The organism is Lysinibacillus sp. KCTC 33748 (genome assembly GCF_002237755.1).
Classification (GTDB): domain Bacteria; phylum Bacillota; class Bacilli; order Bacillales_A; family Planococcaceae; genus Lysinibacillus.
This window is the reverse complement of sequence record NZ_MWSJ01000003.1, coordinates 110,159-128,052: the sequence shown is the minus strand read 5'-3', so window position 1 is coordinate 128,052 and position 17,894 is coordinate 110,159. Positions and strand designations below refer to the sequence as shown.

Genomic DNA, 17,894 nt, shown 5'->3' with positions numbered 1-17,894 from the left:
TCCGACTGGGCGCTTTGCCGCTGACGCTTCGCTTTCGCGCAGAGCAGAGCTTCCTGGGGGCGTCCGATGAGCCGCTTCACTCACGTTGCTCGCTCCAGGGTCTCGGGCCAACACGATGTTGGTCACGAAGGCATTATCACAGGATGTGATGGTTTTAGCCTTCGTTCCTCTATCGCTAATCCCCAAGGAGTCGCCCAGTCTCCACTCCAATCAACTTATCCTCATAACATACGTTTTAACAAAATGTCATCCCCAACTTTAGATTGATGATTCCTTTATAAAGAAAGGCTAGAAAACTTTTATCACGCCCACTCAAGTATGATTATTAAGAGGTATTTCCCTTATTTCGTTCATTCCTCAATAATGTTTTTCTCTTCACGTAAAAAACAGTTCTTCTTAATCTTAAAAGAAAGAAAAAATAGATGAAAGGTATTTCCCTAAAACAATTAAAGTTATGTATAACATTTTACTAAACCTTTTACATAATCATTTAAAGTAAAGAGAAAAGACGTCCTGATATGTATAGGACGCCTTCATCTCATCAAAAAGTTCCATCATAGATATGCAAAGCAAATTATGCTTACACTTCTAAAATTTCTTTTTCTTTTTCTTTCGTTACTTGATCTACTTTAACAATGAATTCATCTGTTAATTTTTGAATATCTTCACCGTAGCCACGTAGACCATCTTCTGTGATTTCGCCAGCTTTTTCAAGTTTTTTCAGATCATCATTAGCATCACGACGAACATTACGTACAGCGATTTTTGCATCCTCTGCTTCTTTTTTCACTTGTTTCACAAGATCTTTACGACGCTCTTCTGTTAAAGCCGGGATCATTAAACGAATAACAGATCCATCATTTGTTGGTGTAATACCAATATCTGATTTCATGATTGCTTTTTCGATTTCACCTAAGATTGTTTTATCGTAAGGTGTAATAACTAATAAGCGCGCTTCTGGTACCGAAACACCTCCAAGCTGATTAATCGGTGTTGGTGCACCATAATAATCAACCGTAATGCGATCTAATAGAGAAGCATTTGCACGACCTGCACGGATTGAAGCTAGTTCACGTGAAAAAGCGGCAATTGTTTTGTTCATTTTTTCTTTAGCTTGTTCTAAAACTTGTTTAGCCATTATACATTCCTCCTAACAACTGTTCCAATTTTCTCGCCTTGTACGGCACGTTTAATATTACCTGGTTCCGTAATTGAGAAGACAATTAACGGAATATCGTTATCCATACATAGAGTAGAAGCTGTTGAATCCATTACTTGTAAGCCCTGTTGAATAACGTCTAAGTATGTGAGTGTATCATATTTAACGGCAGTTGCATCTACTTTCGGATCTGCAGAATAAACACCATCTACATTATTTTTCGCCATTAAAATCGCATCTGCGTCGATTTCAGCAGCTCGTAATGCAGCTGTAGTATCCGTAGAGAAGAATGGGTTACCTGTACCTGCTGCAAAAATTACTACACGTTTTTTCTCTAGATGACGAACTGCTTTACGGCGAATATATGGCTCTGCTACTTGTGTCATTACAATTGAAGATTGTACACGTGTTTCAATTCCTAATTTCTCCAGTGCATCTTGTAACGCTAAAGAGTTCATAACCGTTGCTAGCATACCCATATAGTCGGCTGCTGCACGATCCATTCCCATTTCGCTACCGATTTTTCCACGCCATATATTACCGCCACCTACAACAACAGCAACTTCTACATCAAGATCTACTACTTCTTTTACTTCTTCTGCAACAGCCTTGATTATTTTTGGTGATAAACCGAAGCCCGCTTCTCCAGCTAACGCTTCACCACTTAATTTAATAACTACTCGTTTATATTGTGGCACACTCATTGTAAACCTCCGTCAGACTTTATTTAAAAAATCTCTATTCCCTTTTCCATTATAGTATAAATAACAATAATTTCTAGTTATGAATAAGGCAAAATAGAAAATTATGTGGCTCAACACGATAAAGTTGGTTGATTTCCGTTCCGACTAGGCGCTTTCGCGCAGAGCAGAGCTTCCTGGGGGCGTCCGATGAGCCGCTTGGGCCAACAGATGTTTTTCGCGCGAAAGCGTAGTGCTAGCGTAGCGGCAGCAGCATGATGTTGGTCACGAAAGCGTTATCACAGGATGTGATGGTTTTAGCCTCCGTTCCTCTATCGCTGATCCCAAGGAATCGTCCAGTCGTAACGAAGATCAACTTATATACATAGCATACGGTTTAATAAATGTTATCCGCAACTTTTGGTGACGAGCCAATTTTAACTTTTTTTCGCTAATCTCGGAAAAATAGGGAACACGCTATGTTGTGTTCCCCATTTTTTGTCTAGAAAATCTAGTTATTATTTGATTAGGATCAAATGCAAGCTAAATTAGTTACCTTTAACTTGGCTCATTACTTCTTCAGCGAAGTTGTCTTCACGTTTTTCGATACCTTCACCAACAGCATAACGTACGAAGCCGTTTACTGAACCGCCAGTTGAAGCAACGAAATCACGTACTTTTTGATCTGAGTTTTTAACGAATGTTTGGTCAAGTAAGCAAACATCTTCGAAGTATTTACCAAGACGACCTTCAACCATTTTTGCTACGATGTTTTCTGGTTTACCTTCGTTAAGAGCTTGTTCAGTTAATACTTTACGCTCACGTTCAACTTCTTCAGCAGAAACTTCATCGCGAGAAACGTAAGTAGGGTTAATAGCAGCGATATGCATTGCAACATCTTTTGCAGCAGAAGCATCTGCAGAACCTTCTAAAGTAACTAACACACCGATACGACCGCCCATGTGTAAATAAGAACCGAATGCATCTGCATCAGTTTTTGTTTTCACTTCGTAACGACGAAGAGTGATTTTTTCACCGATTGTTGCAACTGCAGTTGAAATTTGGTCAGCAATTTTCACACCTTCAGCATTTGCAAGCTCTAATGCAGCTTCAACTGTTGCAGGTTTAGCAGCAAGTAATTGCTCAGCTAAAGAAGCAACTAACACTTGGAATTTTTCGTTTTTAGAAACGAAGTCAGTTTCAGCGTTTACTTCAAGGATGATTGCTTCGTTACCTTGTTCTAAGATATAAGTTGTACCTTCTGCAGCGATACGGTCAGCTTTTTTAGCAGCTGAAGAAAGACCTTTTTCACGTAGGAAATCGATTGCAGCATCTAAATCGCCATCAGTTTGTACTAACGCTTTTTTACAATCCATCATTCCAGCGCCAGTTTTTTCGCGTAATTCTTTTACTAATTGTGCAGTAATGTTTGCCATTTAGTGTTTCCTCCTCAAATTGGTTGTACAAATTTTAGTGATAGGTTCTAAAAAAGGTGATAAGGGTCCTGAGCCACTTATCACCTTTTTCTAAACGTGAATTACTCAGCAGCAGCTTCTACAGCTGGAGCTTCTTCTTCACCTTGTTTTGACTCGATTAAAGCGTCAGCCATTTTAGCAGTTAAAAGTTTAACAGCGCGAATAGCATCGTCATTAGCAGGGATTACGTAGTCGATTTCATCTGGATCACAGTTTGTATCAACAATACCTACTAGAGGGATGTTTAATTTAATAGCTTCTGCAACAGCAATGCGTTCTTTACGTGGGTCAACCACGAACATTACGTCTGGAAGAGCGTGCATATCACGGATACCGCCTAAGAATTTGATTAGACGTTCGTGTTCTTTTTTAAGTTGGATTACTTCTTTTTTAGGAAGAACTTCGAAAGTTCCATCTTCTTCCATTTTTTCGATTGCTTTCATACGTGCAACACGTTTTTGAATAGTACCGAAGTTTGTAAGAGTACCACCTAACCAACGTTGGTTGATGTAGTAGTTGCCTGAACGTTCAGCTTCATCTTTGATTGCTTCTTGTGCTTGTTTTTTCGTACCAACGAAAAGAACTTTACCACCGTCTTGACCAACTTGACGCATGAAGTCATAAGCTTCCTCTAATTTTTTAACAGTTTTTTGTAAGTCGATGATGTAGATCCCGTTACGCTCAACGAAGATATATTTCTTCATTTTTGGGTTCCAACGACGAGTTTGGTGACCGAAATGTACACCAGCTTCAAGTAATTGTTTCATAGAAATTACTGACATGTGTATTTCCTCCTAGTATGTTTGGTTTTTATCCTCCGCATTTATCACTTGCAACAAGCTACCCTAAGCTTAGAGCACCACTTACTACATCAAAATGCGTGTGTATTAATAACACCATTTGCAACTATATCATAGCTTTACCCTATTCGCAACTGTTTTAGTTGTGAAATTTCAATAAAAGCTCGATTTCTGTTTTTCCTTTTTGAAGCTGTTTTGCAATTTCTTCTGATGTTTTCCCTTGTTTCGCTAAATTAATAGCTTGTTGTTCCAATGTTACTGGCTTAGCTTCTTCCTTTTCGGTTGCCTCACTTGCTTGTCGGGCCGAATGTACCACCTTAGCTTCAGCTTTAGCTCCAGATTGCTGCTGGCGTGAATACGCATTGGCTACGATATTTTTGGGCACATAAACGCGAGGTTCCTGATCTAGACCAATAGAACCATCTACTGTGCTTCCTTCCTTTGTCAGAGAAGGTTGCTGTTCCTTCTCCTGTTGTCTCACAATCTGTTCTTCCTGTTCCACAGCATTCGTTTGAGTTTCAGACTTTGAAACTCTTTGCAGCTCTTGAATGAGGCGATCATTTTCATCTTTCATCTCAGCTAAATAGACACTGATGGTGTCATCCATTTCACGCATTAAGCGCTCCTGTTTTTTTTCTAAGTCCTTAAATTTTGCTAGCTTCGTATTTAATATAATAAGGAAATAAAATGAAAGTAGCTGTAAAATAAATAGAACCGCAATTAGTATGATTGTCATAGTAAACTCCTATCCACTAAAATCCACGAAATTCCCTTTAAACGGATGCTGCGCTTGCATTTCTGGCTTCTCGTTATCCTTATTTTTCTTTTTTCGAGTACCTTTTATATACTCGCCACCTGCTTCTTCATCTTCACTTATCCCATCCGCACCCTCTGAAGTATTCACAATTTTTTGCTTGCGTTCTACTTCTTTTTTTAACGCTTCATTTGCATGTGCTTGCTGAGCCAAAGTTTGTTGTTGTGCCTGATCAGCCATTTTTCCTGCTTCAAATGTTTTGGGAATAGCTATTTGTAGTTCGACACCCTTTAAACTCATAAGACCCCTCCTTCAACGATATGTATACAAGGATTATTATGCATTAATCATTTCATTAGTTAATAATTTCCGTAGCTTTAATAGCGCCTTAGAGTGGATTTGTGAAATACGTGATGTAGATAATTCAAGCATTTCTCCAATTTCTGTTAGTGTTAATTCCTCCGTATAAAACAAACTAAGTACTAGCTGCTCCTTATCATTGAGCTTTTGGATATTTTCCGCTAAATCCCCAAGCAGTTCTGACTTAACGACAGCTTGCTCAGGTGTCTTCGTCGTATCATCACGAATAACAAATGACTTTCCATCAGTCTCCTCTTGATCTTGCTGCTCATTAATGGAAAGAACATTTGAGAAGAAATGCTCCTGTACAGTTTGGTAAACGTCCTCAACAGGTAAAGCCATATGTTCCGCAAGTTCCTCAGGTGTTACATGACGCATATATTTTTGTTCTAACTGCTCAATCTGTACATCTAACTTTTTCGCCTTTTCACGTGCTGACCGTGGCAACCAATCTTCTTTACGTAAACCATCAATAATGGCTCCTCTTACTCTAAAAGAAGCATATGTATCAAATTTCAAGTCTCTATTAATATCAAATTTATTCAACGCATCAAACAGACCTACCATACCTAAGCTCATTAAATCGTCTCGCGATACACTCTTTGGTAAGCTCGCTCCAATACGTTGTACATGATAAGATACTAGCGAAATATATTTTTTTATAAGCAAATCACCTGCATCTGGATCACGTTCATTTATCCAGCGGTTCCACAGCTTTTGTTCATCGTTCAGAATTGGTTGTGTCATGTAATCCACCTCTCTAAGAAAAACGCATTTATGCGCCTGTTTGCCACTGTCTTATATCAATACAAAAAACATTTGTAACTGACGTTTCACTTTCGTTACGAACACACTTGTAACTGACGTTTCACTTTCGCTACGTAAACATTTATTGAAAGAAAATACATTATGCCTCGGCATAAACAACAAAGCGTTACTAGTTATTAGACCTTAACATAAAAACCCATCTAATTCTTTCCTATATTATAACAAGAATCGACTATAATTTCATTTGTTTCTCGTACTCTATCACAGATTCTTTACATTTATGTGTCAGTATCTGTTAGTTCGGATATAGTCAAAATCCGTTAAAACACCCTAAGCTATAAAATAAGAATTTGCAAAAGAATTAAGATAACTAAAAAGAGCCGCTACTTGCGACTCCCTTTTTTAAGCATTATTTAATTGTTGATCCGCCTCACGATTCATCATCGTTCGTACAGCCTGAGCAATCTCTTCCGAGTTCTCATCTTGAAACTCCACGGTTGAATTAGCCGTCGGTGCTTCTTGATTTTCTTCCTCTGGATTCTCAGATTCATTTTCTTCATGCTCACCTTCAACGAGTTCTTCATCGTCCTCAGGTGTGAATAAAACGTAAGCAATTAAAAATCTGACAATATACATGACGAAAAACATAATTATTCCCGCCACAAATGACCCTACGATAATACGTAATGGTGTATAGGGTTTTAGAAATGTACTAAAAAAATATATAGAAAAGGCAATTAACGCACCCCATAGGTTATAAAAAATAGAACCGAACATTATATTTCGCTCACTCCTTGGTTAACCGTTCGAATATGTAATGTCGACGTCGCAGGATTAAATTCAATTGTTCTACCACTGTTGCCGCCTGTGTCTTCGGCAACTAAACGAATTCCATGACGCTTCAGCTCATGCTTTACAGCTTCTACATTACGTGGGCCGATGCGCATGGAGTCTTTATCTGAAGTGAATTGAAACATTTGCGCACCACCCGCAATTTTTGCCTTTAGCTTGAATTTTTGAACGCCTTCTAACTTTAATAAGTCAATCATTGCCGCAATGCCTGTGTCAGCAAATTTAGCCACATTTATTGACTCTTGTCTACCTAAACTCGAATCTGGCAACATCACATGTATTAAACCAGCAATTTTTTTTGATTCGTCATATAAAATGACTCCTACACAAGACCCAAGACCTGATGTTCTTATCGTATTTGGTAACTTTACTACATCCATTTGTGCAATTCCAACTTTTATAACTTGGCCATCACTACTGTTTAGCATCATTTATGAAACTCCTAATGCTTTAAAAATAGCATCAAATGAGTCTGGATCTGGTAATAAGAAGAAATGACCTCTTACTGTTTCCTGGTCCTCTACACCGTCTTCAAAAATGGATGTGTTTATGACGATCACATTATCGCTAACGTGTGATAATTCAATCAAGCCAATACTAATAATGGCACCAAACATGTCAACACTTAGTCCTGGTACAGTTGGATAAATTTTCAAACTCGTAAAGTCAGACAATGCCGATAAATAAGAGCCGGATAAAATATTACCCATTTCCTGCATAGCGGATAACCCCAACTCTGAAACAGGTCGTTTTTTAAAGTCGAATGATTCATCAAATATGAGACGACGGATAAAACGATTTGCTTGTTCAATTGGCAGGATAAAAAACATACTACCTTCAGCATCACCTTCAATGCGTAAATAGATTCCTACTACGACATTTTCAGATCCTCCTGCAAGCTCCATCATGTCATTAAAGGACACCATTTCAACCTTTGGTACTCGCATATCAATTTTTTTACCAAGCAAATTGGAAAGTGCTGTCGCAGCATGCGCAGCACCTATATTACCAATTTCCTTTAATACGTCTAAATGTAGTGATGTAATCTTTTGATTATATGTCATTATCGATCCCTACTTTAGTGGATTTAATACTTTCTCTAAATGCAATAAAATTAATAATCGTTTATCTATTTTGGCTACTCCTGAAATAAACTCTTCTTCCAGTGAACCTACTACTTCAGGCTGTGGTTCAATCGAGTCAGCTGGGATGTCTAACACATCATTTGCAGAGTCAACGACGAAACCTACTTCCATATCTTCTAATGAAATAATGATGATGCGTGTTGTTTCTTCATGCTCAGAGATCGGTAATTCAAATCGTTCACGTAAATCAACAATTGGCGTTACGACACCGCGTAGGTTAATAACACCTTTTACGTATTTTTCCGTTTTCGGTACACGTGTAATATGCATTAGTTTTTCAATCCCTTGTACATGTGACACTGGAATCGCATATTCTTTATCTGCTAGTTGAAAAACAATTACTTTAATACTTTCTTGTTCCACTGCGTTTGTCATTGTTTACACCTCTCTTATTCATTCACCTTATTTAATAAGTGCGTTACAATCCACGATTAAGGCAACTTTCCCGTTACCTAAAATTGTTGCACCTGAAATTGCAAAGATATTCGTTAAGTAATTTCCTAATGATTTCAGCACAATTTCTTGTTGGCCAATGAATGAATCCACAACTAAACCAGCAAGTTTCTCACCTTTTCGAACGATGACCACTGAATGGAATTCGTCACCCTGTGGTTCTTTGCGAGGTACCTCAAAGATTTCTTCTAAAAATACTAGTGGTACTACTTTGCCACGGAAATCGATTACTTTTTGATTATGTGCATTCATAATTTCTGACGAACGGATAATTGAAGTTTCAATAATTGATGAAAGTGGAATTGCATAAATTTCTTTTTCGATTTCTACTAACATGACAGAAATAATTGATAATGTCAGAGGTAATTGAATCGAGAATACTGAGCCTACATCTTGTGTAGATTCAATTGAAATATTTCCACCCAATGATTCGATTGTTGTTTTAACAACATCTAATCCAACACCTCGACCTGATACGTCAGAAATAACATCTGCTGTTGAAAACCCTGAAGCCAAAATAAGCTCATTAATTTGCTTATCTGACATCGAATATGATTGTTCTTGTGTAACGATACCTTTAGAAATGGCTTTCGCTAGTACTTTTTCACGGTTAATACCTGCTCCATCATCTTCAATTTCAATGAAGACATAGTTACCACTATGATAAGCACGCAATACAACTGTTCCTTCTTCTGGCTTACCTTTCGCAAGGCGAGTCGTAGGATTTTCAATACCGTGGTCAACAGAGTTACGAATTAAATGAACAAGTGGATCCCCAATTTCATCGATTACTGTACGATCTAGTTCTGTTTCAGCACCAATAATTTCGAGGTTAATTTTCTTGTTTAGATCACGAGATAACTGACGAATCATTTTCGGGAAGCGATTGAATACTGTTTCAACCGGAACCATACGCATCGTTAAAATAATCGTTTGTAAATCACCCATGACGCGGCTCATGCGCTCTACTGTTTCATTTAACTCTCCATGGTTAACCTCAGTTGCAATAGACTGTAGTCGTCCTCGATCGATTACAAGCTCTTCAAATAGATTCATTAATATATCAAGTCGATCGATATTCACACGAATTGTTTTATTACCAACAGGCGCATGGCTTTTATCCGCCTTAGCAGGAGCCGCTGCTGTTGCAGGTTTAGGTGCTGCATTATTTTTTTCTGGAACCGTAGCAGGTTTAACCTCTACTTCTACCGTTGCCGTTGCTGCTACTTCTTGAATGGCTTGTTCTTTTTCACTATGTTGCTTTGGCTCTATAGCGGCGACAATCACTTCGTCAACTTCTGAAACTTTCATAATCTTTTTCTGCATATCTTCAGCAGATTCTTTTGTTACAAAAGCTACGTAAAATTGTTGATCGAACTGTTCGTCTTCAAGCTTTTCAACAGATGGACTTGATTTAATAACTTCCCCATCTTTTTCTAAAATCTCAAACACCATAAATACTCGTGCTGCTTTTAAAAGACAGTCCTCACGTAATTTCACTGAAATTTCAAATGCATTGAAACCTTGCTCAGCAGATTGTGAAATAACTGTTTGCTCAAAGCCGTCATACTCTAATGTACTTGCTACAGCTGTAGTTGGTGTCTCAGTAGTTCCTACCACTTCAGGAATCGCTTCTTCACCTAATTCAATACGCTTTAATTGAGCAACAGTTGAAGATACATCACGTTTTCCATCTCCGCCATTCGCAATGTCCATCACCATTTCTTCTAGATGGTCTACAGACTCAAAAACAACATCTAAAATTTCAGGAGATACATGGATTTTTTCGTTTCGGATCGCGTCCAACACATTTTCCATTTTATGAGTTAAATCCGCTAAATCTTCAAAGCCCATTGTCGCAGACATACCTTTTAATGTATGCGCAGAGCGGAAAATTTCTCCGACAATCGCCAAATCATCTGGATTTTTTTCTAGTTCTAATAAATGTTCACTACATGCTTGTAAATGGTCTTTACTTTCTTCAATAAACATCTCTAAATATTGATTGACTTCCATAAGAGGACACCCCTTTAAGGCAAATATTTCATTATTGTTTGTGCAATATCATCTACATCTGCTACTTCATCGACAAGCTGCGTTTCCACTGCCGCTTTCGGCATACCATACACAATGCAAGTTTCTGCTGACTCAGCGATTGCCATCACATTTCCAGTACTTTTTAGTGCTTTTAGTCCGTTAGAACCATCATGGCCCATGCCCGTCATAATAACAGCCACTTTATCAAAATCTTTAAATTGGCTCACGTCTTCAAACATCACATCTACTGAAGGTCGATGTCCGGATCTAGGTGGTTCATTATTATCAAGGACTATACCAAAGGAAGTACCTATTTTTCTAAGTTTTAAATGATACCCACCAGGGGCAATATACGCTACTCCATTTTGCAGAATATCACCTTGCTCAGCTTCTTTTACGGTAATTTCACTCAATTGATCCAAACGATTAGCAAGAGATTTTGTAAATCCTGCAGGCATATGCTGGACAATTAAAATGGGAGCTTGAATTGATTTTGGGATTTTTGTAATTACTTCTTGTAAAGCTCTAGGCCCGCCTGTGGAGGTACCTATCAGTACAATTTTCCGACCTACTTTACTCCATTCTACAGGTGGCTTTGATAGTTCTGCCCTTGTCGGAAAAACATTGACAGAAGGAGGCACCCTGTCTTCACTAAGTGAATTTCTTCTAATGATACTCGCTTGTAATGGCTGTTCTTGTTGTCTTTTAGTACTAGAAGGTTTCTTTAATTTTGAAATAGGTACCAATGATGCTTGTTCAACCTTGTGGACAAGTTCAGTTTGGATTTTATGTAAATCAAGAGAAATTGATCCGCTCGGCTTTGCGACAAAATCTACTGCCCCAAATTCAATTGCTGATAAGGCATTTTCTGCTCCTCGTTGAGTTGTACTAGAGAGCATAACAACAGGTACTGGACATACAGTCATAATTTCTTTTAAAGCATCAAGCCCGTTCATTTCAGGCATCTCAATATCCATCGTCACAACTGTTGGCTGCAATGTTTGAATCTTTTTTACCGCATCTTTCCCATTTCGTGCTGTTCCAACTACTTCAACCTTCGAGTTGCCAACAAAAAAGTCACTAATTAGCTTTCTCATAAAAGCAGAATCATCAACAACTAATAGCTTGCTTTTATGTAAAAAGTCCAATTAATCACGTCCTTTCGAAAAAATATTTCTTAATTTTGTTAAAAATTTACCTGCTGACTGATCATGTGCATGAACTTCTTCCACACGGTGTTCCATAAAACGCGCCACTATAAGTTGAAGTGTCTTTGTAATAAGTGCGTCTGGATAGGCAAGTGAAAAAGGCACCTGCTCACGCACAGCCTTACGCACAGCAGAATCTTCAGGTAATGAGCCTAGTATCGTAACCTCTTTGTCCAAAAACCGTTTCATCGTAAGCTTTAGTCGCTCATTGGTTTCCAGTCCTTCTTCTTTACTATAAGCTCGGTTACAGAGTACATAAAATTGCTTGTCCGCATCTCGCATATGAATATATTTCATCATTGAATAAGCGTCTGTTATCGATGTTGGCTCTGCCGTAGATAAAACAATAATTTCATCTATAGACGTTAATAAATCTAATGACCAATTAGTAGCTCCTGCTCCCATATCGAACAAAATGTAATCAAAGGTTTGTTGGAGTTGCTCAAATGCGTGAACGAGTCGTTCAAACATTGCCTCTGACCATTCTAAGACGCCCGACATACCAGACCCACCTGAAATATACCTTAAATTGTAAGGACCTTCAAATATTACATTATCCAGTAACTCATTTCCTTCCAAGTAATCTTTTAAACTATAAGAAACATTTTTTCCGATTAAAATATTGATATTGCCCATACCAATATCCATATCAACGATGACAACTTTTTTCCCTTTATTGGCCAATGTAATGGCAAAATTCGTCGTGAAGTTACTTTTACCAACCCCACCTTTGCCGCTTACAACCGCAATTGCCCTACCTAATTCACCCTGCTGTTTCAACATTTTCAAGCGTAATGTTTCAGCTTGGTCTCTCATTTTTCTTCACCTTGAAAAAATAAATTTAGTACTGCTTCTAGATCAGCTTCTTCAATATCTTCTGGTACTTCTTGACCATTCGTATAGTAAGCAAGTCCCTTATTATATTTAATCATTAAATTAATCATTGTGCCAATAGAATTTGTTTCATCAATCTTTGTAAAAATGAATTTTTCAATTGGTAATTGCTTAAATTGCTCGATAATGTTTGCCATGTCCTTTTCTTTTGTTGTCATTGCAAGTACTAAGAAGGACTCTGCTTGATCATCAAATTTTATAAGACGCTGTAAATCGTCTACATATTTTACCTCTTTATAATTGCGGCCTGCCGTATCTATAAACACTATATCTAAATGGGCCAATCGGTGGATTGCTTGTTCAAAATCTGTTGCATTATAAGCAATTTCAACAGGAGCCTGTAACAGTCCAGCATACGTTTTTAGTTGCTCAATTGCGGCAATACGGTAAGTATCTGTCGTGATAAATCCTACTTTTTTCTTTTTTTCTAAAACTGCTCTAGCAGCCATTTTAGCAATTGTCGTAGTCTTGCCGACACCTGTTGGTCCTAACACATTAATATATTTTTTTTCATAGGATATACCTCCAACTGGTAGATCCTCTAACTCTTTGCGCAATAAGCTTTTCGTAATCATCTTACATTGAGAAAAATTGATGTCTGAAGCTTCTTTGACATGCGTAAAAAGCTCATCACCAATCGTTGTGATGAGCTCCTCACTTAGCTCTTGCTGTCTTAAGTATTCAATGAAGGATAAGAGTTCATCTGGATATTGATCTTGGATAGTCTTCTTATGCATCGAATGCATTAAAGATTTTAAATCTGCAATTTCCTTCCTCAAATCTTCAGAAATGCTGGCTTCCCCATATAAGGGCGCATCATTCTGCGGCTGTACTTGGTGTATTTTAGCTTGAACAGCGTTCGTAATCTCTTGTAACCTTGCACTTTCATGTTTAGTTGTTGATGTAGGCAAAGCTACAGGTGCTGGAGCCATATTACTTGGCTCCATTGAATCAATACCTGCAACAACTTCAAAGCTCTTCTTTTTAATGATTCCAAAAAACTTTTTTGTAACGACTACTTTTGAGTTCAAAATGACAGCGTCCTCACCTAATTCAGCACGCACAAGCTTCATCGCTTCTGGTATGGAGGATGCATAATATTTTTTCATTTTCATTCAACATTCACCACCCCAACACTTTGAATTTCAACCGTAGCATCAAGTTCGTTGTAAGATAGAACTGGAATTTGCGGGAAATAGCGCTCCGTAAGTTGACGTAAATACATACGAACTGCTGGAGAGCATAAAATAATAGCAGATTGTTCCATAAAGGAAACGCGTTCCACTTCTGCAGCAATGGTCTCTAAAATCGTTTGAGAATCTTGTGGATCCATCGCTAAATAATTTCCATGATCCGTTTGTTGAATACTATCAGCAATTAATTTTTCTACTTTACCGGAAACAGTAATAACTTTTAATGACGAGCTGTCCCCTACGTATTGAGAAGTAATTTGACGCGCCAATGCTTGACGTACATACTCAGTTAATATATCGGTATCACTCGTTAATTTTGCATAGTCTGCTAGAGTCTCAAAAATAATTGGTAAGTTTCGCACTGACACATTTTCTCGTAGAAGTTTACCTAGTACCTTTTGAATTTCTCCAGTCGATAATGGAGCAGGTGTTAACTCTTCAACTAAAATTGGATGCGTTTCACGTAAATGATCGATTAACTGCTTCGTCTCTTGACGACCGAGTAATTCATAAGCATTTGCACGAATCATTTCCGTTAAGTGAGTCGACACAACACTCGGTGGGTCAACAACTGTGTAGCCAAACATTTCGGCATCCTCTTTCACTTGCTCCGTAATCCATTTTGCAGGTAGGCCAAATGACGGTTCAACCGTGTCAATTCCTTCGATAGAATCATCATCTCCTGGACTCATTGCTAAATAATGATCAAGCAGAAGTTCACCACGTGCCATTTCATTACCCTTTATTTTAATTCGATATTCATTTGGTTGTAATTGAATATTATCGCGAATACGGACAACTGGAATGACAATCCCTAATTCTAATGCTAACTGTCGACGTATCATTATAACTCGATCTAATAAATCGCCGCCTTGTGCAGCATCTACTAACGGTATTAAACCATAGCCAAACTCAAACTCGATTGGGTCCACATTTAATAAATTCACAACGTTTTCAGGGCTCTTCATGCCGTCTGTTGCCACTTCTTCCTCAATTTCAAGTAATTCTTCTTCATCCTCTGGTTTTTTATGATCCATCATATAAGCACCAGCAATTAGTGAACCTCCAATTGGAATTGTTATCCAAAGTGGAATAGGTGTGAAAAATCCTAGTAAAAGTATTGTTCCACCCGCTACATAAAGCAGTTTTGCTTGGGCAAATAACTGTCCTGTAATATCTTCACCAAGACTTCCTTTAGAAGATGCACGCGTTACGACAATCCCTGTCGCTGTAGAAATCAGTAGCGCAGGAATTTGTGAGACAATACCATCTCCCACTGTTAACTTAGAAAAATGATTTGCTGCATCTGCAAATGGAAGCCCCATCTGCACAACACCGATGATGATACCAAATAATAAGTTGATAATAACCATGACCATTGAGGCAATGGCATCCCCTTTTACGAACTTTGTGGCACCATCCATCGCTCCGTAGAAGTCCGCTTCACCCGCTACTTTCTCGCGTCGTTCACGTGCTTCCCGCTCAGAAATAACTCCTGCATTTAAGTCAGCATCAATACTCATTTGTTTACCTGGCATCGCATCAAGTGTGAAACGTGCTGCTACTTCTGCTACACGCTCCGCTCCTTTTGTAATAACGATAAACTGAATTAACACAAGAATTAAGAATACAACTAAACCAACTAGCACATTACCGCCGACTACAAAGTCCCCAAACGTTTCTACAACAGAACCAGCATCACCTTTTGCTAAGATGGCACGTGTTGTAGAAACACTCAGTCCGAGTCGGAACAAAGTTAACAATAAAATAACTGAAGGAAAAATAGAAAAGTCTAGTGCTTCCTTCATACTCATTGCTGTTAAAAGTACTATTAATCCTAATGTAATATTAATGACGATTAAGAAACTTAACATCCACGGAGGAAGAGGGATGATGAGCATCGCAACGATTAAAATAACCGCACCTAATACCCCTATATCGCGAACTTTCATTTGTGTCCCTCCTACTAAAAGCTTTAAATTTTCCGCTTAATTCGATAAACATAAGCAAGCACTTCTGCTATTGCTTTGAAAAACTCTTCTGGTACTTGATCGCCAATTTCTACTTGATCATACATTGCCCGTGCTAATGGTCTATTTTCAACCATAACTACATCATGTTCTTTCGCAATCAGTTTAATTTTTTGAGCGATAAAGTCCGTACCCTTTGCAACGATGCGTGGGGCATCCATACTTTCATCATCATATTTGATGGCAATCGCATAGTGAGTTGGGTTTGTTATGACAACATCGGCGTTTGGAACCTCTGACATCATTCGACGCATCGCCATTTCGCGTTGGCGTTGTTTAATTTTCGATTTTATCAGCGGATCGCCCTCACTATTTTTATATTCATCTTTAATGTCTTGTTTAGACATTTTAAGATTTTTTTCGTAATCATGTTTTTGATACATCCAGTCTAAAAGGGATACACATAGTAAGACGAGCGAAGCAGCAATCCCCATGATACCAACAAGCTTACCCACTGTAATAAGAGTCATCCATGGGCTTTTAAAGGATAACGCCAAAACTTCCGGCAAATTCGTCCAAACGATAATTGTCGTAACGCCACCAATAAAGCCAATCTTTAATACTGACTTGAGAAGCTCTATAATGGCTTTTACAGAAAATATTTTTTTCAACCCTTTGATTGGGTCCATTTTTTTCAAATCAAACTTCATCGGCTCTAATGTAAATAGGAAACCGAACTGTAGGAAGTTACCTGCTAATGCTCCAACAAATGCAATTCCCATTATTGGGACAATAATAAAAGCCATTTGCACTAATGTTTCTGTAAATAAGCTCATCACACTATCAATTGTTAGTGTTTCTACGCGTATGTTATGAATAAAAGTTTGCCTGAAAAAAGCTAAAAGATCGTCTCGCAGTGAACCTGCAAAGAAGAATAAAAAGATAAATACCATGAGCATGACAATTGCACTGGAAATATCCTGACTTTTAACAACCTGACCTTTTTTTCGAGCATCTTGTCGTTTTTTAGGTGTCGCCTTTTCCGTTTTTTCTCCCGCAAAATACTGTAAATCTAAATCCAGCAGTAGCCTCATTTTACCCACCACCTAAAATAGCCATTACATCACGCATAGCATAAATCATAATGGTAATAAGCTTTTGAATAACTTGAATCATTACAGCCATCATTGTAAATAATACTAGAAAACTAACACCTATTTTAATAGGAAAACCGACAACAAAAATATTTAATTGTGGTACAGTTTTCGCTGTGATCCCTAGCGCCAAGTCGACTAAAAATAAAGTTGCTACAACAGGAGCAGCCATTTGAAAGGCAATCGCAAAAACAGCTGTAAATGTTGTGATGATAAACTCTATATAACCCTCATTTGCGAAATTAGGAAATCCTTGATCCATCGGTAAAAATTGATAACTATAATAAATTCCATCGAGAATCATATGATGTCCATTGATAGCTAGTAGGAAAAGTAATGCTAGCGTATTAAAAAATTGTCCGATCAATGGACTTTGTGCACCTGTTTGCGGGTCGATAATATTGGCAATGGCAAAACCCATTTGAAAATCTATAAAGCTTCCGGCAATTTGAATTGCCGACATGATGATATAGCCTACTAAACCGAGCAACAGTCCAATGAGCGCTTCTTTCATCACTAAAAGTATGTAATCACCATTAAATACAAATGGTTCGACGTCAATTGTGTAATACATCATCCAAGCTAAAACTAATGCGAGAGTTATTTTAACTTGTGGCGGAATCGTTCTGTACGAGAAAAAGGGCACCGTGACAAAAAATGCCGATACGCGCACAAGTACTAATAAGAAAACCGTAAAATGCGGGATTAATTCATTCATCTTCTCACCCTATATAACGCGTTAAATTCTCAAAAATGTCTCTCGCATAGCTAGTCACTTGTGATAACATCCAAGGACCGAAAAATACGATGGCTGCAAATACAGCGATGATTTTTGGAACGAATGCTAAAGTTTGCTCTTGAATCGATGTTGTTGCCTGAAAAATACTTACCGCTAAACCAGTGATTAAAGCAACTAATAGTAGCGGACCGCTTGTTAGAAGGATAATCATAATGGCACGCTCTGCAATTGAAATAACCAATTCACCTGTCAT

At 38.1% G+C, this 17,894-nt stretch carries 19 protein-coding genes; all 19 read right to left on the bottom strand.

Going from position 1 to position 17,894, the window contains the following annotated elements:
* Window positions 1-580: 580 nt before the first annotated feature.
* The 19 genes from frr to fliQ all read right to left on the bottom strand — a co-directional run bounded on the left by frr (window position 581) and on the right by fliQ (window position 17,894).
* Window positions 581-1,138 carry a ribosome recycling factor gene (gene frr, locus B1B04_RS06360; protein WP_079560488.1) on the bottom strand — a complete coding sequence of 186 codons (558 nt, stop codon included), beginning with the start codon at window positions 1,136-1,138 and terminating at the stop codon, window positions 581-583.
* The gene (gene pyrH, locus B1B04_RS06355) at window positions 1,138-1,863 is read right to left on the bottom strand and encodes a UMP kinase (RefSeq protein WP_079560487.1); all 726 of its coding nucleotides are present in this window, start codon (window positions 1,861-1,863) and stop codon (window positions 1,138-1,140) included. The genes frr and pyrH overlap by 1 nt, the downstream gene beginning before the upstream one ends.
* Before the next feature lie 524 nt (window positions 1,864-2,387).
* Window positions 2,388-3,275: a translation elongation factor Ts gene (gene tsf / locus B1B04_RS06350; RefSeq protein ID WP_079560486.1), complete on the bottom strand. Its 888-nt coding sequence runs from the start codon at window positions 3,273-3,275 to the stop codon at window positions 2,388-2,390.
* Between the two features lie 101 nt (window positions 3,276-3,376).
* On the bottom strand, window positions 3,377-4,096 hold the full coding sequence (rpsB, locus tag B1B04_RS06345) for a 30S ribosomal protein S2 (protein WP_049668466.1): 720 nt from the start codon (window positions 4,094-4,096) through the stop codon (window positions 3,377-3,379).
* 157 nt (window positions 4,097-4,253) lie between these two features.
* A complete protein-coding gene (locus B1B04_RS06340) occupies window positions 4,254-4,850 on the bottom strand; it encodes a DUF6115 domain-containing protein (protein ID WP_079560485.1) in 597 nt (198 codons plus the stop codon).
* Window positions 4,851-4,859: 9 nt separating this feature from the next.
* Complete coding sequence (locus B1B04_RS06335) at window positions 4,860-5,168, bottom strand: RNA polymerase subunit sigma (RefSeq protein WP_079560484.1); 309 nt, start codon at window positions 5,166-5,168, stop codon at window positions 4,860-4,862.
* A gap of 36 nt (window positions 5,169-5,204) precedes the next feature.
* Entirely contained in the window at window positions 5,205-5,975 is a 771-nt protein-coding gene (locus B1B04_RS06330; protein ID WP_079560483.1) for a FliA/WhiG family RNA polymerase sigma factor, read from the bottom strand.
* A 423-nt stretch (window positions 5,976-6,398) separates the two neighbouring features.
* Entirely contained in the window at window positions 6,399-6,773 is a 375-nt protein-coding gene (locus tag B1B04_RS06325; RefSeq protein WP_079560482.1) for a hypothetical protein, read from the bottom strand.
* Window positions 6,773-7,276: a chemotaxis protein CheD gene (locus tag B1B04_RS06320; protein WP_079560865.1), complete on the bottom strand. Its 504-nt coding sequence runs from the start codon at window positions 7,274-7,276 to the stop codon at window positions 6,773-6,775. Before B1B04_RS06320 ends, B1B04_RS06325 begins: the two co-directional genes overlap by 1 nt.
* 3 nt (window positions 7,277-7,279) lie before the next feature.
* Window positions 7,280-7,912, bottom strand: a complete 633-nt coding sequence (locus tag B1B04_RS06315) for a chemotaxis protein CheC (protein WP_079560481.1) — start codon at window positions 7,910-7,912, stop codon at window positions 7,280-7,282.
* A 9-nt stretch (window positions 7,913-7,921) separates the two neighbouring features.
* Complete coding sequence (locus B1B04_RS06310; RefSeq protein ID WP_079560480.1) at window positions 7,922-8,368, bottom strand: chemotaxis protein CheW; 447 nt, start codon at window positions 8,366-8,368, stop codon at window positions 7,922-7,924.
* 27 nt (window positions 8,369-8,395) lie between these two features.
* Window positions 8,396-10,462, bottom strand: a complete 2,067-nt coding sequence (locus B1B04_RS06305) for a chemotaxis protein CheA (RefSeq protein ID WP_079560479.1) — start codon at window positions 10,460-10,462, stop codon at window positions 8,396-8,398.
* Between the two features lie 14 nt (window positions 10,463-10,476).
* Window positions 10,477-11,631: a protein-glutamate methylesterase/protein-glutamine glutaminase gene (locus B1B04_RS06300; protein ID WP_079560478.1), complete on the bottom strand. Its 1,155-nt coding sequence runs from the start codon at window positions 11,629-11,631 to the stop codon at window positions 10,477-10,479.
* Complete coding sequence (locus B1B04_RS06295) at window positions 11,632-12,507, bottom strand: MinD/ParA family protein (protein WP_079560477.1); 876 nt, start codon at window positions 12,505-12,507, stop codon at window positions 11,632-11,634.
* Complete coding sequence (gene flhF / locus B1B04_RS06290; RefSeq protein ID WP_079560476.1) at window positions 12,504-13,700, bottom strand: flagellar biosynthesis GTPase FlhF; 1,197 nt, start codon at window positions 13,698-13,700, stop codon at window positions 12,504-12,506. Before flhF ends, B1B04_RS06295 begins: the two co-directional genes overlap by 4 nt.
* Complete coding sequence (flhA, locus tag B1B04_RS06285; RefSeq protein WP_079560475.1) at window positions 13,697-15,730, bottom strand: flagellar biosynthesis protein FlhA; 2,034 nt, start codon at window positions 15,728-15,730, stop codon at window positions 13,697-13,699. The genes flhF and flhA overlap by 4 nt, the downstream gene beginning before the upstream one ends.
* A gap of 23 nt (window positions 15,731-15,753) precedes the next feature.
* Entirely contained in the window at window positions 15,754-16,842 is a 1,089-nt protein-coding gene (gene flhB / locus B1B04_RS06280) for a flagellar biosynthesis protein FlhB (RefSeq protein WP_079560474.1), read from the bottom strand.
* A gap of 1 nt (window position 16,843) precedes the next feature.
* Window positions 16,844-17,620: a flagellar biosynthetic protein FliR gene (gene fliR / locus B1B04_RS06275; RefSeq protein ID WP_079560473.1), complete on the bottom strand. Its 777-nt coding sequence runs from the start codon at window positions 17,618-17,620 to the stop codon at window positions 16,844-16,846.
* A 4-nt stretch (window positions 17,621-17,624) separates the two neighbouring features.
* Window positions 17,625-17,894 carry a flagellar biosynthesis protein FliQ gene (fliQ, locus tag B1B04_RS06270; protein ID WP_079560472.1) on the bottom strand — a complete coding sequence of 90 codons (270 nt, stop codon included), beginning with the start codon at window positions 17,892-17,894 and terminating at the stop codon, window positions 17,625-17,627.

Coding starts and splice junctions, on each gene's coding strand:
- fliR (WP_079560473.1), bottom strand. CDS start 17,620: ATGAATGAATTAATCCCGCATTTTACGGTTTTCTTATTAGTACTTGTG.
- flhA (WP_079560475.1), bottom strand. CDS start 15,730: ATGAAAGTTCGCGATATAGGGGTATTAGGTGCGGTTATTTTAATCGTT.
- B1B04_RS06315 (WP_079560481.1), bottom strand. CDS start 7,912: ATGACATATAATCAAAAGATTACATCACTACATTTAGACGTATTAAAG.
- B1B04_RS06295 (WP_079560477.1), bottom strand. CDS start 12,507: ATGAGAGACCAAGCTGAAACATTACGCTTGAAAATGTTGAAACAGCAG.
- B1B04_RS06330 (WP_079560483.1), bottom strand. CDS start 5,975: ATGACACAACCAATTCTGAACGATGAACAAAAGCTGTGGAACCGCTGG.
- flhB (WP_079560474.1), bottom strand. CDS start 16,842: ATGAGGCTACTGCTGGATTTAGATTTACAGTATTTTGCGGGAGAAAAA.
- tsf (WP_079560486.1), bottom strand. CDS start 3,275: ATGGCAAACATTACTGCACAATTAGTAAAAGAATTACGCGAAAAAACT.
- pyrH (WP_079560487.1), bottom strand. CDS start 1,863: ATGAGTGTGCCACAATATAAACGAGTAGTTATTAAATTAAGTGGTGAA.
- fliQ (WP_079560472.1), bottom strand. CDS start 17,894: ATGACAGGTGAATTGGTTATTTCAATTGCAGAGCGTGCCATTATGATT.
- B1B04_RS06305 (WP_079560479.1), bottom strand. CDS start 10,462: ATGGAAGTCAATCAATATTTAGAGATGTTTATTGAAGAAAGTAAAGAC.
- flhF (WP_079560476.1), bottom strand. CDS start 13,700: ATGAAAATGAAAAAATATTATGCATCCTCCATACCAGAAGCGATGAAG.
- B1B04_RS06325 (WP_079560482.1), bottom strand. CDS start 6,773: ATGTTCGGTTCTATTTTTTATAACCTATGGGGTGCGTTAATTGCCTTT.
- B1B04_RS06320 (WP_079560865.1), bottom strand. CDS start 7,276: ATGCTAAACAGTAGTGATGGCCAAGTTATAAAAGTTGGAATTGCACAA.
- frr (WP_079560488.1), bottom strand. CDS start 1,138: ATGGCTAAACAAGTTTTAGAACAAGCTAAAGAAAAAATGAACAAAACA.
- B1B04_RS06335 (WP_079560484.1), bottom strand. CDS start 5,168: ATGAGTTTAAAGGGTGTCGAACTACAAATAGCTATTCCCAAAACATTT.
- B1B04_RS06340 (WP_079560485.1), bottom strand. CDS start 4,850: ATGACAATCATACTAATTGCGGTTCTATTTATTTTACAGCTACTTTCA.
- B1B04_RS06310 (WP_079560480.1), bottom strand. CDS start 8,368: ATGACAAACGCAGTGGAACAAGAAAGTATTAAAGTAATTGTTTTTCAA.
- rpsB (WP_049668466.1), bottom strand. CDS start 4,096: ATGTCAGTAATTTCTATGAAACAATTACTTGAAGCTGGTGTACATTTC.